The organism is Mycobacterium lacus, from assembly GCF_010731535.1.
GTDB classification, from domain to species: domain Bacteria; phylum Actinomycetota; class Actinomycetes; order Mycobacteriales; family Mycobacteriaceae; genus Mycobacterium; species Mycobacterium lacus.
This window is the reverse complement of the sequence record NZ_AP022581.1, coordinates 2,783,627-2,805,398: the sequence shown is the minus strand read 5'-3', so window position 1 is coordinate 2,805,398 and position 21,772 is coordinate 2,783,627. Positions and strand designations below refer to the sequence as shown.

Annotated in this window: 21 protein-coding genes and 1 pseudogene; 9 read left to right on the top strand and 13 right to left on the bottom strand. The window is 67.0% G+C overall.

The window, feature by feature from the left end; genetic code table 11:
* Positions 1 to 69: 69 nt before the first annotated feature.
* A complete protein-coding gene (locus G6N24_RS12865) occupies positions 70 to 1,647 on the bottom strand; it encodes an RNA polymerase sigma factor (RefSeq protein ID WP_085163239.1) in 1,578 nt (525 codons plus the stop codon).
* Between the two features lie 177 nt (positions 1,648 to 1,824).
* Complete coding sequence (gene ppgK / locus G6N24_RS12860) at positions 1,825 to 2,640, bottom strand: polyphosphate--glucose phosphotransferase (protein WP_085163240.1); 816 nt, start codon at positions 2,638 to 2,640, stop codon at positions 1,825 to 1,827.
* Between the two features lie 103 nt (positions 2,641 to 2,743).
* On the opposite strand from ppgK, the gene G6N24_RS12855 reads away from it, so the two are divergent.
* Positions 2,744 to 3,613 (top strand): inositol monophosphatase family protein, encoded by an 870-nt coding sequence (locus tag G6N24_RS12855; RefSeq protein WP_085163198.1) that lies wholly within the window; start codon positions 2,744 to 2,746, stop codon positions 3,611 to 3,613.
* A 10-nt stretch (positions 3,614 to 3,623) separates the two neighbouring features.
* Here G6N24_RS12855 and cei read toward each other — a convergent pair whose 3' ends face one another.
* Complete coding sequence (gene cei / locus G6N24_RS12850) at positions 3,624 to 4,274, bottom strand: envelope integrity protein Cei (protein WP_085163199.1); 651 nt, start codon at positions 4,272 to 4,274, stop codon at positions 3,624 to 3,626.
* Positions 4,275 to 4,488: 214 nt separating this feature from the next.
* On the opposite strand from cei, the gene G6N24_RS12845 reads away from it, so the two are divergent.
* Complete coding sequence (locus G6N24_RS12845; protein WP_023372621.1) at positions 4,489 to 4,791, top strand: DUF4193 domain-containing protein; 303 nt, start codon at positions 4,489 to 4,491, stop codon at positions 4,789 to 4,791.
* A 9-nt stretch (positions 4,792 to 4,800) separates the two neighbouring features.
* On the opposite strand, the gene G6N24_RS12840 is transcribed toward G6N24_RS12845, so the two are convergent.
* Positions 4,801 to 5,286, bottom strand: a complete 486-nt coding sequence (locus G6N24_RS12840; RefSeq protein WP_085163200.1) for a DUF3093 domain-containing protein — start codon at positions 5,284 to 5,286, stop codon at positions 4,801 to 4,803.
* 25 nt (positions 5,287 to 5,311) lie between these two features.
* Here G6N24_RS12840 and dut point away from each other — a divergent pair, with 25 nt between their 5' ends.
* Both dut and G6N24_RS12830 read left to right on the top strand, forming a co-directional pair.
* On the top strand, positions 5,312 to 5,776 hold the full coding sequence (gene dut / locus G6N24_RS12835; RefSeq protein WP_085163201.1) for a dUTP diphosphatase: 465 nt from the start codon (positions 5,312 to 5,314) through the stop codon (positions 5,774 to 5,776).
* A complete protein-coding gene (locus tag G6N24_RS12830) occupies positions 5,776 to 6,579 on the top strand; it encodes a DUF3710 domain-containing protein (protein ID WP_085163202.1) in 804 nt (267 codons plus the stop codon). Before dut ends, G6N24_RS12830 begins: the two co-directional genes overlap by 1 nt.
* On the opposite strand, the gene G6N24_RS12825 is transcribed toward G6N24_RS12830, so the two are convergent.
* Positions 6,576 to 7,292 carry an alpha/beta fold hydrolase gene (locus G6N24_RS12825; protein WP_085163203.1) on the bottom strand — a complete coding sequence of 239 codons (717 nt, stop codon included), beginning with the start codon at positions 7,290 to 7,292 and terminating at the stop codon, positions 6,576 to 6,578. The genes G6N24_RS12830 and G6N24_RS12825 overlap by 4 nt on opposite strands.
* Before the next feature lie 157 nt (positions 7,293 to 7,449).
* Between G6N24_RS12825 and G6N24_RS12820 the strand changes: the two genes are divergently transcribed.
* Both G6N24_RS12820 and G6N24_RS12815 read left to right on the top strand, forming a co-directional pair.
* Positions 7,450 to 7,818 carry an OB-fold nucleic acid binding domain-containing protein gene (locus G6N24_RS12820; protein ID WP_085163204.1) on the top strand — a complete coding sequence of 123 codons (369 nt, stop codon included), beginning with the start codon at positions 7,450 to 7,452 and terminating at the stop codon, positions 7,816 to 7,818.
* A 31-nt stretch (positions 7,819 to 7,849) separates the two neighbouring features.
* Positions 7,850 to 8,521: a DUF3159 domain-containing protein gene (locus G6N24_RS12815; protein WP_085163205.1), complete on the top strand. Its 672-nt coding sequence runs from the start codon at positions 7,850 to 7,852 to the stop codon at positions 8,519 to 8,521.
* 180 nt (positions 8,522 to 8,701) lie between these two features.
* On the opposite strand, the gene G6N24_RS12810 is transcribed toward G6N24_RS12815, so the two are convergent.
* Both G6N24_RS12810 and G6N24_RS12805 read right to left on the bottom strand, forming a co-directional pair.
* The gene (locus G6N24_RS12810; protein ID WP_085163206.1) at positions 8,702 to 9,364 is read right to left on the bottom strand and encodes a potassium channel family protein; all 663 of its coding nucleotides are present in this window, start codon (positions 9,362 to 9,364) and stop codon (positions 8,702 to 8,704) included.
* 48 nt (positions 9,365 to 9,412) lie between these two features.
* Positions 9,413 to 10,099 carry a potassium channel family protein gene (locus tag G6N24_RS12805; RefSeq protein WP_139822652.1) on the bottom strand — a complete coding sequence of 229 codons (687 nt, stop codon included), beginning with the start codon at positions 10,097 to 10,099 and terminating at the stop codon, positions 9,413 to 9,415.
* Between the two features lie 134 nt (positions 10,100 to 10,233).
* On the opposite strand from G6N24_RS12805, the gene G6N24_RS12800 reads away from it, so the two are divergent.
* Entirely contained in the window at positions 10,234 to 12,231 is a 1,998-nt protein-coding gene (locus G6N24_RS12800) for an APC family permease (RefSeq protein ID WP_085163208.1), read from the top strand.
* 208 nt (positions 12,232 to 12,439) lie between these two features.
* On the top strand, positions 12,440 to 13,645 hold the full coding sequence (locus G6N24_RS12795; RefSeq protein WP_085163209.1) for a class I SAM-dependent RNA methyltransferase: 1,206 nt from the start codon (positions 12,440 to 12,442) through the stop codon (positions 13,643 to 13,645).
* A 22-nt stretch (positions 13,646 to 13,667) separates the two neighbouring features.
* On the opposite strand, the gene G6N24_RS12790 is transcribed toward G6N24_RS12795, so the two are convergent.
* Genes G6N24_RS12790 through G6N24_RS12780 form a run of 3 tightly spaced genes read right to left on the bottom strand, consistent with a single transcriptional unit; the run spans position 13,668 to position 16,790 of the window.
* The gene (locus G6N24_RS12790) at positions 13,668 to 14,954 is read right to left on the bottom strand and encodes an ArsB/NhaD family transporter (RefSeq protein WP_085163210.1); all 1,287 of its coding nucleotides are present in this window, start codon (positions 14,952 to 14,954) and stop codon (positions 13,668 to 13,670) included.
* 50 nt (positions 14,955 to 15,004) lie between these two features.
* Entirely contained in the window at positions 15,005 to 16,294 is a 1,290-nt protein-coding gene (locus G6N24_RS12785; protein ID WP_085163211.1) for an ArsB/NhaD family transporter, read from the bottom strand.
* 52 nt (positions 16,295 to 16,346) lie between these two features.
* The gene (locus G6N24_RS12780) at positions 16,347 to 16,790 is read right to left on the bottom strand and encodes a CBS domain-containing protein (protein WP_085163241.1); all 444 of its coding nucleotides are present in this window, start codon (positions 16,788 to 16,790) and stop codon (positions 16,347 to 16,349) included.
* A 188-nt stretch (positions 16,791 to 16,978) separates the two neighbouring features.
* Here G6N24_RS12780 and dxs point away from each other — a divergent pair, with 188 nt between their 5' ends.
* Positions 16,979 to 18,904, top strand: coding sequence for a 1-deoxy-D-xylulose-5-phosphate synthase (gene dxs / locus G6N24_RS12775; RefSeq protein WP_085163212.1), 1,926 nt, complete (start codon positions 16,979 to 16,981; stop codon positions 18,902 to 18,904).
* Here dxs and G6N24_RS12770 read toward each other — a convergent pair.
* From G6N24_RS12770 to G6N24_RS12760, 3 genes and pseudogenes are all read right to left on the bottom strand, one after another.
* A complete protein-coding gene (locus G6N24_RS12770; protein WP_085163213.1) occupies positions 18,901 to 20,202 on the bottom strand; it encodes an HRDC domain-containing protein in 1,302 nt (433 codons plus the stop codon). The genes dxs and G6N24_RS12770 overlap by 4 nt on opposite strands.
* A 1-nt stretch (position 20,203) precedes the next feature.
* Positions 20,204 to 20,862, bottom strand: a pseudogene (locus tag G6N24_RS12765) (DUF3000 domain-containing protein).
* A gap of 71 nt (positions 20,863 to 20,933) precedes the next feature.
* Positions 20,934 to 21,740, bottom strand: coding sequence for an enoyl-CoA hydratase/isomerase family protein (locus G6N24_RS12760; protein WP_139822656.1), 807 nt, complete (start codon positions 21,738 to 21,740; stop codon positions 20,934 to 20,936).
* Between the last annotated feature and the right edge of the window lie 32 nt (positions 21,741 to 21,772).

The following is a 21,772-nucleotide window of genomic DNA, read 5'->3' as shown; positions in this document are numbered from 1 at the left end:
CGCGCCAGGAGCTGTATTACGACCCGAGCGGGACGCTGGAGCGACCCGGGCCCGGTTGCTCGCTAGGGCTCAGTCCAGGTAGTCGCGCAGGACTTGCGAACGGCTGGGGTGGCGGAGCTTCGACATCGTCTTGGACTCGATCTGGCGGATGCGCTCACGGGTGACGCCGTAGACCTGGCCGATCTCGTCGAGGGTGCGTGGCTGGCCGTCGGTGAGGCCGAAGCGCAGCCGTACCACGCCGGCCTCGCGCTCGGACAGCGTGTCCAGCACCGACTGCAGCTGGTCTTGCAGCAGCGTGAACGACACCGCATCGACGGCCACCACCGCTTCGCTGTCTTCGATGAAGTCGCCCAGCTGGCTGTCGCCCTCGTCACCGATGGTCTGGTCCAACGAGATCGGCTCACGGGCGTACTGCTGAATCTCCAGCACCTTCTCCGGTGTGATGTCCATCTCCTTGGCCAGCTCCTCAGGCGTGGGCTCGCGGCCCAGGTCCTGCAGCAGCTCGCGCTGGATGCGGCCCAGCTTGTTGATCACCTCGACCATGTGTACCGGTATGCGGATGGTGCGTGCCTGGTCGGCCATGGCGCGAGTGATGGCCTGGCGAATCCACCATGTCGCGTACGTGGAGAACTTGTACCCCTTGGTGTAGTCGAACTTCTCGACCGCGCGGATCAGGCCGAGGTTTCCTTCCTGGATCAGGTCGAGAAACGCCATCCCTCGTCCGGTGTAGCGCTTGGCGAGCGAGACCACCAGCCGCAAGTTGGCTTCCAGCAGATGGTTTTTCGCGCGATCGCCGTCGCGGCAAATCCACATCATGTCGCGCCGTTGGGCGGCGGGTAGCTTCTCGCCACGTTCGGCCAGCTCGCTCATCAGCTGCGTCGCGTAGAGGCCGGCCTCGATGCGCTTTGCCAGCTCGACCTCTTCCTCGGCGTTGAGCAGCGCCACCTTGCCGATCTGCTTGAGGTAGGCGCGAACCGAGTCCGCGGATGCGGTGAGTTCGGCGTCCTTGCGCGCCTGCCGGAGCGCTTCCGACTCGTCCTCGTCCCACACGAAATCGCCTGAGGCCTTGTCCTTTTCGGTGGGCTCGGCGATCTCCTCGTCGTCCTCGGCGGCAGTCTCGCCGGTCGCTGCTTCAGCGGCGGCCTCGATCTCCTCGCCGTCAGGCAGCTCGACCTCGTCCTCGGCGTCGGGCGCCACGTCTTCCAGGTCGTCGAGGCTGAGGTCGGCGGCGTCGATGTCGAGATCCTCACCGGGATCAACGTCGAGGTCCGGTTCGACGTCGAGATCCTCGACAGCGTCCAGGGTTACCTCGGGATCTATCGAGGCGTCGGGGCCGTCGGCGGGCGCCGACGCTTTGGCCTTCGTCGCGTGGCCGCGCGCGGAAGGTGCCGTTGCAGCCCCACGTTTGGCCGCCGCGCGGGCCTTCTTCGGTGTGGCGCTTTTCGCGGCGTGGTGGGTGGTCCCGGACGTCGCAGCGGACTTAGCGGCCCGGGCCGTCGTCTTGGCGGCCCGCTTTGCGGGGGTGGAGCCGTTGGCGGGCTTCGCCGCCGTTCGCCTAGCGCCGGCTTTGCCCGGGGACCCGGCAGACTTCGTGGCGGTGCGTTTCACCGGCTCATCGGTCGCCGAGCTTGCCTTGGTCGCTGCCACATACACCCCTTCGGTTGGGCTCACTTCCGGCGGGTTTGGGCATGGGTAAACCGAAAGTGTCTGCTATGTCGAATGTCGGCGTTGATATCAGCGTGAGTACTCGCGCGCTATCGTCGGGCGGCCGCCGGTGACCATTGTAACGACAGTGCGGACCCATACTGCGCGAGCGGGGAAAATTCAATGCATGACATTTGTGGTAGATGCCATCGCAGCACCGACTATCCCGGCAGTGTTCTGCAGCGCCGCGGGAACCACAGGGGTGCGGTTTTCAAGCAGCGGCACCCATTTGTCGGCCTTGCGGCTGATGCCGCCACCAGCGATAAACAGGTCGGGCCAGATCGCGTTCTCGATGGCGACCAGCACCCTTGTCACCTGCTTGGCCCACTTCGGGTAGCTCCAGTCGAACTTCTCTTTGACCGACGACGCCGCCCGTTGCTCAGCTTCCTTACCCCCGACCTCGAGATGCCCGAACTCGGTGTTGGGGATCAGTGTCCCGTTGTGGATGAGTGCAGACCCAATTCCGGTGCCGAATGTCAGCAGGACGACCAAGCCGGCGTTGTTCTTGCCCGCCCCATACCGTTCTTCAGCAAGCCCGGCCGCGTCGGCGTCGTTGAGAATCGTCACATCCTGACCGTCCAGCTCGGCGCTGATGATGTCGCGGGCGTTGGTCCCGATCCAGGACTTGTCCACGTTTGCCGCGGTTCGAACGACGCCGTGGGTGACGACACCGGGATAGGTCACCCCGAGGGGGCCGGTCCAGCCGAATCCGTTGACGACCTCGGCGATGGTCTTGGCAACCGCCGACGGGGTGGCCGGTTGCGGGGTAAGCAGCTTGATCCGCTCGCCGATCAACTGTCCGGTGTTCAGGTCGACGATTCCGCCCTTGATGCCGCTGCCGCCGACGTCGATGCCGAATCCGCGACGTTGCGACGTGGCGCCCGCCGTGCCGGTGTCGGGGTCAGACGATTCCGCGGTCGAGTCGGCGGCTGTCATCGAAATCTCCTCGGCGAGACTTGGGTGTCCGCTCACCTTAGCTCGGGGCACCGCGCGGAGCCGGCGACGACCCCGGCGGAGAAGACTGTGATGCGATAGACCGGTGACTCGACCTGACAACGGGCCCGCGCAGCTGCGTTCGGTCGCCGAAACGCTAGCCGCCGAGGCCGCCGAGTTCGTGCGCTGTCGCCGCGCCGAGGTGTTCGGCGCCTGCGCGGGCGGCCCCGGCGGCGGCGCGGTGCGCTCGAAGACCACCCCCACCGACCCGGTAACCGTGGTCGATACCGATACGGAACGGCTGTTGCGTGATCGGTTGGCTCAGCTTCGGCCCGGCGACCCGATTCTCGGCGAAGAGGGCGGCGGGCCCGTCGACCCGACGGCAACGTCGGCTGGCGCGGTCACCTGGGTGCTGGATCCGATCGACGGCACGGTGAATTTCGTCTACGGCATTCCCGCCTACGCGGTGTCGGTCGGGGCCCAGGTGGACGGCGTGTCGGTGGCCGGCGCGGTCGCTGACGTCGTCGCCGGCAGGCTGTACTCGGCGGCACGCGGTCTCGGGGCGCATGTCACCGACGAGCAGGGGAGACACGCGTTGCGCTGCAATGCCGTCGAAGACCTGTCGATGGCGTTGCTGGGCACCGGGTTCGGGTACTCGCAGCGGCGCCGCGCGACTCAGGCGGAGCTGTTGGCCCGGATGCTGCCGGTGGTCCGCGACGTGCGGCGCATCGGCTCCGCGGCACTCGATTTGTGCATGGTCGCGGCGGGCCGGTTGGACGCCTACTACGAGCACGGACTGCAGCTGTGGGATTGTGCGGCTGGTGCGCTGATCGCTTCCGAGTCGGGGGCCCGCGTGCTGTTGCCCGCGTGGGACGAAGACCGCGCAGGATTGGTGGTCGCTGCGGCGCCAGGAATCGCCGACGATCTGTTGGCGGCCCTCGGGCAAGTGAACGGTCTGGACCCGATCCTCGACTAAGCCGGGTCAATCAGCAGCTGCTGGAGTGAATCTTCGACAGCAGCGCGGGATCTGACGGTTCGGTGGCACCGGGACGCAGGGTCGCGAGGACGGCGTCGATGTTGTCGTTATGCGCCAAAGCGGTGAAGTCCGTGCCGAGCGCAAGGTCGACGGAGTCGTCGGAGCGGTTGTCGCGGAACAGTTCGGTGCACGGCGCCACCAGCCACACGGCGGCGGCAGTGGCCTGTCCTGCCGTGCCGAAGCGGATCTGGCCTTGGCAATTCAGGCGGGTGTTGGCATAGATCGGGTCATTGGCAGCGGATGGCTGCGCGAATCCCAGGTCCTGTAGCGCGCCGGCAATGTCGGCAGCCTGACCGCCCCGGCCACTGGCGTTGAGGACTCGGACCTTGGTGTCGCCGAGTTTGGCGGGCGCGACGTCCGTCATCTCCGACCGCGACACCTGCTCACCGAGTTTTGTCGGTGGCGAACCCGCGGGTTGCGGGGGTGGGTTGCACACTGCGGCCTCTCGAACATCCGCCGGTCGCGTCAGCGCCACAGTCCACACCACGCCCGTCACCAGCGCCAGGAACACCACGACGACGATGGCGGGCCGGGGATTGCGTCGCCGAAACGGCCGGCCGTGCTTGTCGAAGGCGGTACCCTCGGTGATTTGTGCGACCACACGTGCACTCTAGTCGACGTCGAATGCGCCTCAGATGCATCGTTGTCGCACGCCAAACGCACTGTTTGGAGCAGAATACAAGGGTCAATACTAGGATGTGACGCAAATCACACTTGAATGGGCCGAGATCCGGGCACGAATCGTTTGGTGGATGCGTTCGACGCTGGTACAAAGCGTTGCTTGAAGTGATGAGGGCATGTGAGGGGATAGGGCGATGCCTACCGACTATGACGCTCCGCGGCGCACCGAGGCCGACGATGTCTCAGAGGATTCGCTGGAGGAGCTGAAGGCACGACGGAACGAGGCGGCGTCGGCGGTGGTTGATGTGGACGAATCCGAATCCGCCGAGTCTTTCGAGCTGCCCGGCGCCGACTTGTCTGGTGAAGAGCTCTCGGTCCGCGTGATTCCAAAGCAGGCTGACGAATTCACCTGCTCGAGCTGCTTTTTGGTGCAACACCGCAGCCGGCTGGCCAGCGAGAAGAACGGCGTAATGATCTGTACCGACTGCGCGGCCTGATAGCCGCACTCAGCTTGTCAGGGCCGACAGCACCCGCTTCGGGTGACGGCAGCTCACCAGCCAGTACGGCGTCGGATCGTCGGGATCGTCGAGGACGATCAGGACCATCGGACCGACCCAGGCCCGGTGGAGCACATAGGCAGCCGGGTCGAGTTGGCGGCCCAGCGCCGCGGACTTGGCCGTGCGCGGGATCTCGGCGGACCGGGCGATGGCTGTGACGGGCAGATGCGCCGCGCCGGCCCAAAGTTCGACTGCGCGCTCGCCTTCCGAGCCTACGGTCACCCGGATCTCGATGCGGCCCAGCCACAGCAGGGTCGCTGCCGCAACGATGAACAGCGTCGCGAACGGCAGCCAGTCGGGCAGGGCCCGAACACCCATGTTCACTTCGAACGCGATGAGGGCCGAAAGCGCGAAACCCGGGGGCCACCACCACCATGGCACCCACAGTCGTTCGCGATATCGCACGTTATGCGGTGCGACATGGGTACCAAACATCCGGTCAAGGGTAGTCTGTGGCCCCGTGTCGACCACGCTGGCCGTTGTCCGCCTCGACCCCGGGCTTCCAGTGCCCACCCGCGCTCACGAGGGCGACGCCGGGGTGGATCTATACAGCGCAGAAGACGTCGAGCTGGCACCCGGGCAACGTGCACTGGTGGCGACCGGCCTCGCGGTCGCCATTCCGTTCGGGATGGTCGGCCTCGTGCACCCGCGCTCGGGATTGGCTTCGCGGGTGGGACTTTCGATCGTCAACAGCCCGGGGACCATCGATGCGGGCTATCGTGGCGAGATCAAGGTCGCCCTGATCAACCTCGACCCGGACACTCCGATCGTGGTACATCGGGGCGACCGGATCGCCCAGTTGCTGGTGCAGCGGGTCGAGCTGATGGAGCTGGTTGAGGTCTCGTCGTTCGACGAGGCGGGGCTGGCCGAAACAACCCGTGGCGATGGGGGTCACGGTTCCTCCGGCGGACATGCGAGTTTGTGATGGCATTCGGTAGACGCAAGGGCGACAGGCAAAACGGTTCCGTCGAGCCGGCGGACGAACACCCCGAACCGGAGGTCCAAGCGGAAGCCGGCTCCGAGCAAGGTGACGAGCTGGAAGAACTGGAGGGACCCTTCGACATCGACGACTTCGACGACCCCTCGGTCGCCGAGCTGGCTCGACTTGATCTGGGTTCGGTGCTGATCCCCATGCCGGCGGGGGGGCAGTTACAGGTCGAGCTGACCGAGTCCGGGGTTCCCAACGCGGTGTGGGTCGTCACACCCAACGGTCGATTCACCATCGCGGCCTACGCCGCACCCAAGACCGGCGGCCTGTGGCGTGAGGTGGCCGGTGAACTCGCCGAATCGCTGCGCAGGGACTCGGCCAAGGTCTCTATCAGGGACGGCAAGTGGGGTCGTGAGGTGCTTGGCACCGCCGCCGGTGTGGTGCGTTTCATCGGCGTGGATGGCTACCGCTGGATGGTCCGCTGCGTGGTCAACGGTCCCCACGAAACCATCGACGCGCTGACCGAGGAGGCTCGGGCAGCGTTGGCGGACACCGTGGTTCGCCGCGGCGCTACACCGCTGCCGGTGCGGACGCCGTTGCCGGTGCAGCTGCCCGAGCCGATGGTGGAACAGCTGCGCGAGGCCGCGGCCGCCCAACATGCCGAGGCGCAACTGGGGGAACGCCCCCAGAGGGAGGTGCCCCCACCCGCTAGTGGGGGACAGGCCAGCCAGCCGACCCCACGACGCGGCGCCGAAGGTTCGGCGATGCAGCAGCTGCGCAGCACAACCGGCGGAAACTAGGGGGTTTTGCGGCTCCAGGCGTCAGACAGGGCGGCCAGGCAGGCAGCGCCCAGCGCGGCGGTGTCGGTGCCGATCTGATCGAGCGTCACCGTCCGCAGCGCCGCGCGCGGCGCGGCATTCACCCAATCGACGCCGACCTGCAGGGGATGAATTGGATCGTCGACGGCCGCGACGACCCCCAACGGCGCGGCCAGCCGCCTCAGTTGGGCGCGGCTTGGGGCAATATAGGCCGCCGCTTCCTCCATCGCGTCGGGAAGCTGCGGCCACTGAACCCGCCACGACCGGGCCAGTTCGTCGGCTAACCAGCGCGGACTGGACTCCCGCATGTGCGTCGTCGTCGCCGCCAGGCCGTCGCGGCGCAACTGGGAAGCCGAATGTCGTGCCGCATGAGCCGCCGGGGCTGATCCGGGCGCTCCGGTCCACGCAGGTAGCGCGGCCAGGACGGCGACCGTGCGATCGGGATGGGCCAGTGCCCACGCGGCGGCCACCGCGGCGCCGATCGACACGCCGCCGACGCAGATCGAATCTGCGCAAGCGGCGTCATCCAGGGCGGCCACGTAGCCCTCAATCAGATGATCCGGCCGTGGCGGCGGCGTCACCAGCATCGCTCCCACCTCTTGCAAGGCGCCGGAAAATGCCCGGTAGACGTAGTCGTCGTCGGATCCCGTTCCGGGCAACAACACGGTTGTGATACCGCGCAAATCGACAGGCACACCTCGATAGTGCCCGGCGTTTTGAGGTCCTCCAAGATCGGTGGTTTCATCTGTGTGGCGCCCGGGAACCAACGGGTCTACGGTGACCGTTGGCATAGATGGAACGCGCCGATAGCCAGTGAGCTTCCGACAACGATCTGAAGTGGCAGGAGGGGCCATGGGGGCCCAAAGTTATCTGCGCCGGCTCACCCGTCGGTTGACGGAGGACCCGGAGCAACGCGACGTCGAGGAGCTGTCCGACGAGGTCGTCAATACCGGCGCGCAGCGTGCCATCGACTGCGAGCGTGGCCAGGAGGTGACGATGGTTGGCACCTTGCGCAGCGTCGAAACCAACGGCAAGGGTTGCTCCGGCGGGGTTCGCGCCGAATTCTTCGACGGTAGCGACACAGTCACGCTGGTGTGGTTGGGGCAACGCCGGATCCCCGGCATCGACTCCGGCCGGACGCTGCGGGTCCGGGGCCGGCTGGGCAAGCTAGAGAACGGGACCAAGGCCATCTACAACCCGCATTACGAAATTCAGCGGTGATCGCCTCGAAGACCGGGCCCCCCGGTATCTCGTGAACGCCAACCGAGTCAGCGCCGAGCGGCTGCTGGCACAGGCCGGCGGGGTGAGCGGCCTCGTCTACTCATCGCTGCCGGTGATGACTTTCGTGATCGCGTCCAGTGCCGCCGGCTTACTGCCCGCGATCACGTCTGCGGTGGGGATCGCCGGGATGGTCTTGTTGTGGCGGCTAATTCGACGGGAGTCTGTCCAGCCGGCGGTTGCCGGATTCTTCGGGGTCGCGGTGTGCGCGCTGATCGCCTACGCCGTGGGGGAGTCGAGGGGCTACTTCCTGGTGGGCATCTGGATGTCGTTGGTGTGGGCGGTGGTCTTCGCGTTGTCGGTCTTGATCCGCCGACCCGTGGTCGGTTACCTGTGGAGCTGGGCCAGCGGGCGTGATCGCGGCTGGCGCGTCGTGCCCCGGGCCGTATTCGTGTTCGACATCGCCACGCTCGGCTGGACGCTGGTGTTCAGCGCCCGGTTCGTTGTCCAACGGCTGCTCTACGACGCCGATTTGACCGGCTGGCTGGGGGTGGCGCGGATCGGGATGGGCTGGCCGCTGACCGCGATCGCCGCGCTGGCGACCTACTGGGCGGTCAAGGCCGCCCAGCGGGCCCTGCCTGCGCCCCATGACGCCGCAGCTGCGACGGGCGACGCTGACCTCAACACTGACACCGGCCGCGAGTAGTTCTGGCGGCTGGGACCGATTGCCCGATTCCTTGCTCGCGCCGTTCCGGCGCTCGCCGTCGTCGGGCTGGGACCGATTGCCCGATTCCTTGCTCGCGCCGTTCCGGCGCTCGCCGTCGTCGGGCTAGGACCGATTGCCCGATTCCTTGCTCGCGCCGTTCCGGCGCTCGCCGTCGTCGGGCTAGGTTGCCGGCAACAGCAGCTGACGCAGCTCCTCCTCGACCTCGGTGACCGCGACGAAGAGCAACTCGTCGCCACCTTCCAGCGGCTCATCGGCCTCCGGCACGATGACTCGCGGCCCACGCAGGATCGTCACCAGCGCGGCATCCCGGGGCAGCTGCAGTTTGCGCACCGGCTTGCCGCCCCACGGCGTGTCGTCGGGCAGGGTGATTTCGACCAAGTTGGCCTGACCCCGGCGGAATTCGATCAGTCGCACCAGGTCGCCGACGGCGACGGCCTCCTCGATCAGGGACGCCAGCATGCGCGGCGTGGATACGGCCACGTCGACCCCCCAGGCGTCGGTGAACAGCCACTCGTTGCGGGGATCGTTGACCCGGGCTACCACTCGCGGGACCGCGAATTCGGTCTTGGCCAGCAGGCTGAGCACCACGTTGACCTTGTCGTCGCCGGTGGCGGCGACCACGACGTCAAAGTCCTCGAGGTGGATGGACTCCAGCAGGCTCAGCTCGCAGGCATCGCCCAGTCGCCAATGTGCGGTCGGTATGGCGTCGGCTTCAAGGTGCTCGGGGTTGCGTTCGATCAGGGTGATTTCGTGTCCGTTTTCGACGAGTTCGCGGGTGACCGAGCGGCCGACCGCGCCCGCTCCGGCGACAGCTACCTTCATGTGCGCCACTCCTTCACCCCGGCTTCGCCGGCGTCTTCGTGCCGCGCTTCATTTGCGGCCAGGTCCTGTCTCGAGGTCCTCACTGGGCGGCAACGCCGCGATGGCGACCGCCTCGGCGGCGCGACCGGATATCGCGGCGACGTAGACCTGATCGCCGGCCTGCAGGACCGTCTTGGGTTCGGGTAACACACCGGTCCCGAAGCGGATCAAGAACGCAATCCGGGCGCCGGTGGCCTGCTCCAGGTCGGTGGCCCGATGCCCCGCCCAATCCTCGTGCAAGACGACCTCGCAGACGGCGACGGTACCGGTCGGATCGCGCCACTTGGCGGTCTCGGTCTCCTTGAGCAGGGCATTGAGCAGGCGGTCGGTGGTCCAGGGCACGGTGGCGATCGTGGGGATGCCGAGGCGCTCGTAGACCTCCGCGCGCTTGGCATCGTAAATTCGTGCGACGACGCGCTTCACCCCAAAGGTCTCCCGGGCCAACCGTGCCGAGATGATGTTGGAATTGTCGCCGGAGGACACCGCGGCGAACGCGTCGGCCTCCTCGATGCCCGCCCGCAGCAGCACGTCTCGGTCGAATCCCTGACCCAGCACCCGCTCGCCCGCGAACTCCGGGCTGAGCCGATTGAAAGCCGTGCTGTCGCGGTCGATGACCGCGACATCGTGGCCGATCCGGGACAGTCCATCGGCTACCGATGAACCCACCCGGCCGCACCCCATCACTACCACTCGCACCTGAGATCCTCTCGGCTGCGTCCCTGCGCGTCCCGTTCACTCGGCAATCCCCGTTGGCCAGCCGATTTCGGTCCGGAACATTCCCGCCTAGGGAACGCTACCGCCAAAGCCGCGGGGGCTTACTCTTGGCTCTCGTGTCCAAACTTTCAACCGCTGCGCGCAGGCTGCTGATCGGCAGGCCATTTCGCAGCGACCGGCTGAGTCACACGCTGCTGCCCAAGCGGATCGCCTTGCCGGTGTTCGCCTCAGACGCGATGTCGTCGGTTGCCTACGCTCCCGAGGAGATCTTCCTGGTGCTCTCGGTGGCCGGCCTGGCTGCCTACTCGATGGCGCCGTGGATAGGCCTGGCGGTCGCCGCGGTCTTACTCGTCGTTGTGTCCAGCTACCGGCAGAACGTGCATGCCTACCCCTCCGGCGGCGGTGACTACGAGGTCGTCACCACCAACCTGGGGGACACCGCCGGCCTCGTGGTTGCCAGTGCGCTGATGGTGGATTACGTTCTCACCGTTGCGGTTTCGATAGCTTCGGCGATGTCGAACATCGGCTCTGTGAGCCCGTTCGTGTACGAACACAAGGTGTTGTGTGCGGTCGGCGCGATCGTGCTGATCATGGCGATGAACCTGCGCGGGGTCCGCGAATCCGGAGTGGCGTTCGCCATCCCGACCTATGCCTTCATCGCCGGAATCGGCACGATGCTCGGTTGGGGGCTGTTCCGGATTTTCGTGTTGGGAAATCCGGTGCGCGCCGAGTCCGCGGGTTTCGAAATGCACGCCGAACACGGCACGGTCGTCGGATTCGCGCTGGTGTTCCTGGTGGCGCGCTCGTTCTCCTCGGGGTGCGCGGCGCTGACCGGTGTCGAGGCGATCAGCAACGGGGTGCCGGCGTTCCAGAAGCCCAAGTCGCGTAACGCGGCGACCACGTTGTTGATGCTGGGCATCATCGCGGTGAGCATGTTCATGGGCATGATCGTGCTGGCCATCAAGACAGGGGTCCAAGTTGTCGACGATCCCGACACGCAGCTGACGGGCGCCCCGCCGGGCTATCAACAGAAGACGCTGGTCGCGCAGCTGGCGCAGGCCGTGTTCGGCGGCTTTCACCTCGGGTTCTTGCTGATCGCCGGGGTGACCGCGCTGATCCTGGTGCTAGCCGCCAATACCGCCTTCAACGGCTTCCCGGTGCTCGGCTCGGTGTTAGCGCAGCACAGCTACCTCCCCCGCCAACTGCACACCCGCGGGGACCGGCTGGCGTTCTCCAACGGGATCCTGTTCCTGTCGGCCTCGGCGATCGGGGCGGTTGTCGCGTTCCGCGCCGAGCTGTCCGCCCTGATCCAGCTGTACATCGTGGGCGTGTTCATCTCGTTCACGCTGAGCCAGATCGGCATGGTCCGGCACTGGACCCGGTTGCTTCGCACCGAGACCGATCCTTCGGCGCGCCGCAGGATGATCCGCTCGCGGGTGGTGAACACGGTCGGCTTGCTGTCCACCGGCACGGTCCTATTCATCGTGCTGATCACGAAGTTCCTTGTGGGGGCGTGGATCGCGATTGTCGCTATGGGCGCGCTGTTCATCATGATGAAGCTGATCCACAAGCACTATGACAGCGTCAACCAGGAACTGGCGGAACAGGCCGCGGCAGAGGAATACCAGATGGTTTTGCCCAGCCGCAATCACGCCGTCGTGCTGGTGTCGAAGTTGCACCTGCCGACACGGCGGGCACTGGCCTATGCGCGAGCGACCCGTCCCGACGTGCTTGAGGCTGTCACGGTCAGCGTCGACGACGCGGAAACCAGGGAGTTGGTGCACCAATGGGAGGAGAGTGACATCAGCGTGCCGCTAAAGGTCATCGCCTCGCCGTACCGGGAGATCACCCGTCCGGTGCTCGATTACGTCAAACGGGTCAGCAAGGAGTCTCCGCGCACCGTGGTGACGGTGTTCATCCCGGAGTATGTGGTGGGCCGCTGGTGGGAGCAGTTGCTGCACAACCAGAGCGCGCTGCGCCTCAAGGGCCGCCTGCTGTTCATGCCCGGGGTGATGGTGACTTCGGTTCCCTGGCAACTGACTTCGTCTGAGCGGGTCAAGACTCTGCAGCCGCATGTGGCTCCGGGTGACGCCCGCCGGGGAATATTCGATTGACCCGCGCCGACGACGATGCAGAGCGAAGCGATGAAGAGGAGCGGCGCGATTGACCCGCGCCGACGACGATGCAGAGCGAAGCGATGAAGAGGAGCGGCGCGATTGACCCGCGCCGACGACGATGCAGAGCGAAGCGATGAAGAGGAGCGGCGCGATTGACCCGCGCCGACGACGATGCAGAGCGAAGCGATGAAGAGGAGCGGCGCGATTGACCAGAGAATCCGCGGGCCGGGAGCTGACGGTGGTCACCGGCGCCCCCGCGAACGGCGGCAGCTGCGTAGCGCACGACGAGGGCCGGGTGATCTTCGTCCGCTATGCGTTGCCCGGCGAACGGGTTCGGGTGCGGGTCACCGCCGATTGTGGTTCGTATTGGCACGCAGAGGCCTTCGAGATTGTCGACGCGTCGGCCGACCGGATCGCGTCGCTGTGCCCGATCGCCGGGGTAGACGGCGCAGGGTGTTGCGACCTGGCGTTCGCGGCCCCCGAGCCGGCCCGCGCGCTCAAAGCTCAAGTTGTGGCCAATCAGCTGGCGCGGCTGGGCGGACACCACTGGTCCGGTGAGGCTGAACCGCTTTCGGATGGCGGCCCCACGGGCTGGCGCACCCGGGTCCGGCTCGAGGTCGGGACAGACGGTCGCCCGGGTTTCCACCGCTACCACAGCGACGAGCTGGTGACCGACCTGCGTTGCGGGCAGTTGCCCGCCGGCATGTTGGATGGACTCGCAGCGTCCGATTGGCCGCCGGGCGCGAAGCTGCACGTGGCCGTCGACGACGACGGGCGGCGCCATGTGGTGCGCAGCCTGAGGCAGGGCCGGCGCACCGCGACCACGGTGGTGGAGGGAAACTACCAGGCGGCGCAACGGGTGGGTGGGCGCAGCTGGCGGGTCCCGGTGACCGCCTTCTGGCAGGCACACCGCGAAGCGGCGGAGGTCTACAGCAGACTGATCGCCGACTGGGCACAACCGGCCGCCGGCATGACCGCCTGGGACCTCTACGGCGGCGCGGGGGTTTTCGCCGCGGTGCTCGGTGAGGCGGTAGGGGAGTCGGGGCGCGTGCTGACGGTCGACACCTCGCGCGGGTCATCGGGGGCCGCGCGTGCCGCGCTCATCGACATGCCGCAAGTGGACGTCGTCACCGATTCGGTGCGGCGCGCGCTGTTGGCGCAACAAGCCGAAGCCTCGAGAGCTCATGTCGCGGTGCTGGATCCGCCGCGATCCGGGGCCGGGCGCGACGTCATCGACCTACTCGCCGCGGTCGGGGTACCACGGGTGGTGCATATCGGTTGTGAGGCAGCGTCTTTCGCTCGCGATATCGGACTCTACGTCGGCCGCGGTTACGCCGTCGAGAAGATCAGGGTCTTCGATGCCTTCCCGTTGACCCATCACACCGAGTGCGTCGCGCTGCTGGCCCGTTGATCGCCGCTGCGGCGCCTGCCCCTCAGCTCAACACGAAGTAACGCAGCCACAGGTAGACCGCGGTGAGCGCGAGCGAGATCGCGGTGACCACCAAGCCCTTGCGGGTGAATTCCCAGAATGAGATGGGAGCGCCGGCGCGCCGGGCGATTCCGAGCATGACGACGTTGGCGCTGGCCCCGACGGCGGTCAGGTTGCCGCCCAGATCGGCGCCCAGCGCCAGCGCCCACCACAGCGTGTCGGGGTCGACGTGGCCCGGCATGACCGCGACCAGCTCGGTGACGATCGGTGACATCGTGGCGACGTAGGGAATGTTGTCGATGATGCCGGACACCGGAGCCGAGACGCCGAGGATGAGCAGCACCGTGAGCAACCCGTTGCCGCCCGTCACCTCGGTCGCTGCCCGCGCCAGCTTGTCGACGACACCGGTCTTCACCAAGGCCCCGACCATGATGAACAGGCCGGCGAAAAACAGCAGCGTCTCCCACTCGACGCTGGACAGGTACTCGGAACGCGGCAGCCCGGAGATCACGATGAGGACGCCGGCGCCCAGCAGCGCCACCGCGGACGGCTCGATGTGCAGCACCGGATGGGCGACGAATCCGGTGAATACCAACACCAGCACGACGCCGCACTTGATCAGCAGCCCGGGATCGCGGATGGCCTCGCGCTCTTCGAGCGACATCACGTCGGCGACTCGCTCGGGGTCGACGGAGCAGGTGCCGACCAGGCGCGGTAGGAGTGCGACGAGCACAGCGACGACGATAACGATGATCGGTGCCATGTGGACGAGAAAGTCGTTGAACGTCAACCCCGCGCGGCTGGCGATGATGATGTTGGGCGGGTCGCCGACCAACGTCGCCGCGCCCCCGATGTTGGAGGCGAACACTTCGGCCATCAAGAACGGCGCCGCGTTGATAGCCAGCCGGTCACACACGAGCAGCGTGACCGGGGCGATCAACAACACGGTGGTCACGTTGTCCAGCAAGGCCGATCCGACCGCCATCACCAGCACCAGCAGGATCATGATGCGCAACGGGGAGCCGCCGGCGCGTTTGGTGGCCCAGATCGCGACGTATTCGAACACCCCGGTTTGCCGCAGCACGCCGACGATGATCATCATGCCCAGCAGCAAAAAGACGACGTCCCAATCGATTCCGGTCTCGTGGGAGTAGAACACGTCGTGGGTGCTGACGATCCCGGTGGCGACCATGATCGCCGCGCCCCCGAGCGCCGCCAGGGTCTTGTTGACCCGATCGCCGGCGATGAGCACATAGCTGACTACGAACACCGCGATCGCGATGACGCTCACGGGCTGTCCTTTCGAATCTTCAAGAGGCTCATCGTCGTTATGTGCAACGGTCAGCTCAGCACGAAGTAGCGCAACCAGAGATAGATCGCGCCGACCGCGAGGGACATCACCGTGACCACCGCGCCCTTGCTGGTGAATTCCCTGAAGGAAATGGGATTGTCCGCGCGCCCGGCGATACCGAGGATGACGACGTTGGCGCTGGCCCCGACGGCGGTGAGGTTGCCGCCGAAGTCGGTGCCGAGGGCAAGTGCCCACCACAGCACCTGCGGGTTGATGTGGTCCACCAGGGATGGTGCCAGCTCGGCGACGATGGGCGCCATTGTCGCGGCGTACGGGACGTTGTTGACGACGCCACTGATCACCAATGACGCCGCGAGGATCACCATCGTCGCCAACAACGTGTTGCCGCCGGTCGCGGTCACGGCCAGCCGTGCGAGCTGTTTGACGACGCCGGTCTGCACCAACGCCCCGACCATGATGAACAGGCCGGCGAAGAACAGCAGCGTGTCCCACTCGACACTGGACAGGTAATCGGATCGGTGCAGCCCCGAGACCGTGATCAGAATGCCGGCCCCGAGCAGCGCCACGATGGCGGGCTCCATGTGCACCTGCGCGTGGGCGATGAACGCGGCGAATAACGCCACCAGGACGGCGCTGCACTTGATGAGCAGCCCGTGATCGTGGATGGCCTCTTTCTCTTCGAGCGACATGACATCGGAAACCCGCTCGGGGTCGACGGCGAACGCGCCGGGAAACAGGCGCGGCAGCACGGCGATGAGGACGATCAGCACGACGATCACAACCGGGGCCAGGTGGATCAGAAAGTCGTTGAACGACAATCGCGCCTTGCTGGCGATGATGATGTTGGGCGGGTCGCCGACCAACGTCGCCGCGCCGCCGATGTTGGAGGCGAACGCTTCCGCTATCAAGAACGGCGCCGCGTTGATAGCCAGCCGGTCACACACCAGCAGCGTGACCGGCGCGACCAATAACACCGTTGTCACGTTGTCCAGCAAGGCCGACGCAACGGCGGTGACCAACACCAGCAGGATCATGATACGCAACGGGGAGCCGCCGGCGCGTTTGGCCGCCCAGATCGCGACGTATTCGAACACCCCGGTTTGCCGCAGCACGCCGACGATGATCATCATGCCCAGCAGCAAAAAGATGACGTCCCAATCGATTCCGGTCTCACGGGAGTAGAACACTTCGTGGGAATTGATCACCGGCAGGGCGGTCATCATCGCCGCGCCCACCAGGGCCACCAGCGTCTTGTTGACACGTTCGGAGGCGATCAGCGCATAGGCCACCACGAACACGGCGACCGCGATGACGCTCATCGGGTTTCCTGCGCTGCTGTCCGCAGCAGATTTGTCACTGCATCCGCGGGGATCAATGTTCCAGCGCCGCCCCGAGGAGGCGCGATGCCGTGATCACCCCGAGTAATCGTCCCTCTTTGACCACCGCGAGCAGCGGACTTCGCAGCCGTGCCATGGCGGCGGCCACCTCGATGATGGTGTCGTCGGCATTGACCGAGGGAACGTCGACAAGGCGGTCCGGCAACACATCGCGGACCTTCTTGCCACCCAACTTTTCCGCGGCCCGGTCGGCCGTCGATTCGTTGAGCACGCCGGCTAGCGAGGGATCGTCCTGGATGTAGCGGGGCACGATGAATCGCACCACCTGGGAGGCAGGCAGCACGGCGTACGGCTTTCCCGACGTGTCGGTGACCAGGAGTCCCGGCAGCCGGTGCTCGGCGAGCAAGCGGGCCGCATCCAGCGCGTTCGAATCGATCGTGACAACGGGAAAGTCTTCGGCGAATTCCTCGGCACGCATGTTGTGACGATACGTCTGGATCACAGGTGTGGTCTGGGCGATGTCGAGACTCACGGCAAACTCCGGGGTTGCGGGACACTGATGCCGACCAGGCTTCCCGGCTCACCGCCGACCGACGCTACCAAAGACGCGGTGTCGGTACCCGCTTCATGGGACCGACCCTTGCGGTGGCTGCGTAGACTAACGGGATGCTGGAACAGATCCGCGGGCCCGCTGATCTGCAGCACCTTTCCCAACAGCAGCTGCGGCATCTGGCTTCCGAGATCCGTGAGTTCCTGATCCACAAGGTTGCTGCCACCGGGGGTCACCTGGGGCCGAACCTCGGCGTCGTCGAACTGACGCTGGCGCTGCACCGGGTATTCGACTCGCCGCACGATCCGATCATCTTCGACACCGGTCACCAGGCCTACGTGCACAAGATGCTGACCGGGCGCTGCCAGGACTTCGAGAGCCTGCGCAAGAAGGGCGGGCTGTCGGGCTATCCATCTCGCGCGGAGAGCGAACACGACTGGGTCGAGTCCAGCCACGCCAGCGCCGCGCTGTCCTATGCCGACGGCTTGGCCAAGGCGTTCGAGCTGACCGGGCACCGCAACCGGCACGTGGTCGCGGTGGTCGGCGACGGCGCTCTCACCGGCGGTATGTGCTGGGAGGCGCTGAACAATATCGCCGCTTCCCGCCGGCCGGTGATCATCGTCGTCAACGACAACGGCCGCAGCTACGCGCCGACGATCGGGGGCGTCGCCGACCACCTAGCCACGCTGCGGCTGCAGCCGGTCTACGAGCAGGCGCTGGAGAAGGGCCGCAACGTGGTGCGCGCGGTGCCGCTCATTGGAGAGGTCTTTTACCACTTCCTGCACAGCGTGAAAGCGGGTATCAAGGACTCGCTGTCGCCGCAGCTGCTGTTCACCGATCTCGGGCTGAAGTACGTCGGCCCGGTCGACGGCCACGACGAACGGGCGGTGGAGGTCGCGCTGCGCAAGGCCCGCGGCTTCGGCCGCCCGGTGATCGTGCACGTTGTCACCCGCAAGGGGATGGGCTACCCGCCGGCCGAGGACGACGAGGCCGAACAGATGCATTCCTGCGGGGTGATCGACCCGGCCACCGGCCAGGCCACCAAGATCGGCGGTCCCGGCTGGACGGCGACGTTTTCCGACGCCCTCATCGACTACGGCAAGAAGCGCCGCGACATCGTGGCCATCACCGCCGCCATGCCCGGGCCCACCGGGCTGGCGGCGTTCGGGCAGCGTTTTCCGGATCGGTTGTTCGACGTCGGCATCGCCGAGCAACACGCGATCACGTCGGCGGCCGGGCTGGCGATGGGCGGGATGCATCCCGTCGTGGCGATCTATTCGACGTTCCTCAACCGGGCGTTCGACCAGATCATGATGGACGTAGCGCTGCACAAGCTGCCCGTCACCATGGTGCTCGACCGGGCCGGGATCACGGGGTCGGACGGCGCCAGCCACAACGGCATGTGGGACTTGTCGATGCTGGACATCGTGCCCGGCATCCGGGTGGCTGCACCCCGGGACGGCACCCGGTTGCGCGAGGAACTCGGTGAGGCACTCGACGTCGACGACGGCCCAACGGCGATACGGTTTCCCAAAGGCGATGTGGGGGAAGATATTCCGGCCCTCGAGCGGCGCGCTGGCGTGGACGTGCTCGCGGTGCCGGCGGCCGGCTTGAATCACGACGTGCTGCTGGTGGCGGTCGGTGCGTTCGCGTCGATGGCGGTGGCGGTGGCCAAGCGGCTGCACAACCAGGGGATCGGCGTGACGGTGGTCGACCCGCGTTGGGTGTTGCCGGTGTGCGATGGTCTGCGCGAACTGGCCATCGAGCACAAGCTGCTCGTCACGCTGGAGGACAACGGGGTCAACGGCGGTGTGGGTGCTGCGGTGTCGGCCGCGTTGCGGCGCGCCGAGATCGACGTGCCGTGCCGCGACGTCGGGCTGCCGCAGGAGTTCTACGACCACGCGTCACGGGGTGAGGTGTTGGCCGATCTGGGGCTCACCGACCAGGACGTGGCCCGCCGGATCACCGGCTGGGTCGCCGCGCTGGGAGCCTGCGCGTCCGACAACCCGGCCGTAGCCGAGATCCGCGAACAGCTGGACTAGGAGTTCTCGTCGGTCTCGGCGCCGGTGTCGGCAGCCCGTGTCACCGCCGCGGCCAGGATCGGCACCACGAGTTCTCGTTGCCACGCCCGCGCCTGGCCGGCGCGCAAGTACTCCTCGACAGCCGTGACGGGGTCAGAGGCGCCCTCCCACTCCCAGCACAGCCGTCGCACCAGGTCGGGTGGCACCAGGTTCTCGATCGGCACCCTCACCCGTTGCGACAACCGCGCGAGCGCCGTGCGGGCCGCATCCAGGCGTGCGGCGGCCTCCGGTTTTCGCCTGCCCCACCGCGCCGGCGGCGGCGGCCCGTTCGTCTGCTCGACTTCCTCGGGCAGATCTCGGCTTTCCCGGGCCGCTTCCAGCGCCGCCAACCACAGCGCGGCGCTGCGACGCTGATTGCGTCCACCGAACACTGGCAACGCCGCCAGATCGTCGATCGTCTTCGGGTCGGCGATCGCGGCCTCGATGATGGCCGAATCCGGCAGGATCCGGCGGGGCGCGATATCGCGACGCTGGGCGATGCGGTCGCGCGCCAGCCACAACTCGCGAACCGCCGCCAGGCCTCGCCGATCCCGCACCCTGTGCAGGCCCGACGTCCGGCGCCAGCGATCGCGTCGGGCGGGCGGGCTCCCACGTTCGCCTAAGGTCCGCAGATATTCGAATTCCTCCGTGGCCCATCTGGTTTTGCCTTGCTCGGCCAACACCGCTGAAATTGCCGCACGCAGTTCGATGAGCAGCTCCACGTCCAGGGCCGCGTAGTTGAGCCACGCCGGCGGCAGCGGTCGCCGGGACCAGTCGGCCGCGCCATGCCCCTTCGCCAACCCCAGGCCCAGGAGCCGCTGGACCATGGTCGCCAGGTTCACCCGGTCGAATCCGGCCAGGCGTCCGGCCAGCTCGGTGTCGTACAGCGCCGACGGTCGCATGCCGACCTCGGCCAGACACGGCAGGTCTTGATCGGCGGAGTGCACGATCCACTCGCCCTGGCCGAGCACCTCGGCGACGGGCCGCAGCACGGTCAGCGGATCACCGCCGTGGCTGACCGGGTCGATGAGCACGGTGCCCGCGCCGGCCCGCCGTATCTGGATCAGGTAGGCACGGTTGGAGTATCGGAAGCCCGATGCCCGCTCGGCGTCCACGGCAAAGGGTCCCGTGCCGTGGTCCAGGAGCGCTGCGGCCGCTTCGATCTGGCTGACGGTCACGGAGAGCTCCGGTATCCCATCAGCGGGGTGCATCAGCGGGGTGGGGTCGGGTTCAGTGCTGCCCGGCAGATCGGTCCCCCGCGGAGACAGCTCGGGGCACATGTCAGGCGCGTGACCGGGAGCTCAGGTCGGTGACCCCGGCCGGCGGCAGGCCCGCGGCGTGCTCGAGAACGTCGCAGAACGCCTCGACGTGGCTGCCCAGTTCGGGGGTGGTCGCCGTCCACGACGCCCGCAGCTCCAGCTGGTGGGCGCGCGGCGGTCCGGAGATGTCGCCGTAGCGCACCGATGTGGTGGCGGTGACGGTGCCGCCAAGGGCGGTCATGTGCTCGGTGTGCGACTCGAGCGCCTCGACCAGCCAACTCCACGCCACGTCGGGCAGCAGCGGGTCGATGGCCTCGTGCGAGTCCAGGTCGGCCTGGATGTAGGCGACCAGGCGGATCGTGCCGTCCCAAGCGTCGGAGCCCTCCGGGTCGTACAAGAGGATCAGCCGCCCGAATGCGTCTCCCTCGGATCGTTCCGGGACGACGTCGAGGTCGGGATGTTTGACCTCGGCTCCCAGCGCGTAACTGTACGGCGCCAGCCGCTGCGGTGGGCGGATGGGCCCAAGCTCGATCTCCGGCCGCACGTTGACGGCATTCATCGCTGCTACCGCCTCGCGGAAGGGGGCCGGTTCGGCTGAGGTCATCTGCGCCGCTCCTCTCCCCCCCAAGCGTGAGGTACCCCTCCGTCGCTGCGCTCCGTATCGTCGCTGGCGCGGGTCACAGAATTCGACGGTAGACCCATCGTCCGACAGGTGTGAACAGGCGCGCCGAATCGCGCTCAGCCGTGAGGGCTCAGCCGTTAGGGCCGGCGGCAAATCGCGCGGGGCGCTTCTCGCGGTGTGCGGACAGCCCTTCGCGGACGTCGGGACCGCTGAAACCGACGAATTCCAGGCCGAGCGACGTTTCGAAGGTGGGCCCGAACATCCGGTACCAGTGATTCAGGCTGCGCTTGGTCCAGCGAATCGCGTTTTGCGCGCCGTGCGCCAAATTCTCGGCGAGCCGGGCCGCGGTCGGGAGTACCTCGTTGTCGTCGACACAGGTCGACACCAGGCCGATGCGCTCGGCCTCCTCACCGGAGAGCGTCTCGCAGGTGAGCAGGTAGTACTTGGCCTTGGCCATGCCGACCAGTAGCGGCCAGCAGATCGCGGCGTGATCCCCAGCGGCGACGCCGAGTTTAGTGTGCCCGTCGATGATCTTCGCGGTCCGGCTGGCGACGGAGATGTCGGCGAGCAGCGCCACCACCAGACCCGCGCCGACGGCGGGGCCCCGAATCGCCGATATCACCGGCTTGTCGAAGTTGACCAGGTTGAGCACCAGGTCGCGCGCCTCGCGCATGATCCGGATCCGGCCCTCGTAGTCGCCGATCGTCTCGTCGATCAGGTCGAAGCTGCCGCCGGAGGAAAACGCCTTACCTTCCCCGCGGACCAGCACGACCCTTACGTCCGGGTCGCGATCGATCACCGGCCAGATGTCGGCAAGGTCGCGGTGCATTTGCGGCCCGACCGAGTTCAGCCCGGGCGCATCGAGGACCAGCTCGAGCACGCCATTTTCCCTGGGTTCGAAGCGGAGGCTGGGGAACTCGTCGTAGGTGACCGGCACCGGGTTGATGTTACGCAAGTGCCGATCTGCGC

Coding starts and splice junctions, on each gene's coding strand:
- G6N24_RS12770 (WP_085163213.1), bottom strand. CDS start 20,202: ATGTGCCCCGAGCTGTCTCCGCGGGGGACCGATCTGCCGGGCAGCACT.
- G6N24_RS12840 (WP_085163200.1), bottom strand. CDS start 5,286: ATGTTTGGTACCCATGTCGCACCGCATAACGTGCGATATCGCGAACGA.
- G6N24_RS12820 (WP_085163204.1), top strand. CDS start 7,450: ATGGGGGCCCAAAGTTATCTGCGCCGGCTCACCCGTCGGTTGACGGAG.
- G6N24_RS12810 (WP_085163206.1), bottom strand. CDS start 9,364: ATGAAGGTAGCTGTCGCCGGAGCGGGCGCGGTCGGCCGCTCGGTCACC.
- dxs (WP_085163212.1), top strand. CDS start 16,979: ATGCTGGAACAGATCCGCGGGCCCGCTGATCTGCAGCACCTTTCCCAA.
- G6N24_RS12845 (WP_023372621.1), top strand. CDS start 4,489: ATGCCTACCGACTATGACGCTCCGCGGCGCACCGAGGCCGACGATGTC.
- G6N24_RS12780 (WP_085163241.1), bottom strand. CDS start 16,790: ATGCGTGCCGAGGAATTCGCCGAAGACTTTCCCGTTGTCACGATCGAT.
- ppgK (WP_085163240.1), bottom strand. CDS start 2,640: ATGACAGCCGCCGACTCGACCGCGGAATCGTCTGACCCCGACACCGGC.
- G6N24_RS12785 (WP_085163211.1), bottom strand. CDS start 16,294: ATGAGCGTCATCGCGGTCGCCGTGTTCGTGGTGGCCTATGCGCTGATC.
- G6N24_RS12830 (WP_085163202.1), top strand. CDS start 5,776: ATGGCATTCGGTAGACGCAAGGGCGACAGGCAAAACGGTTCCGTCGAG.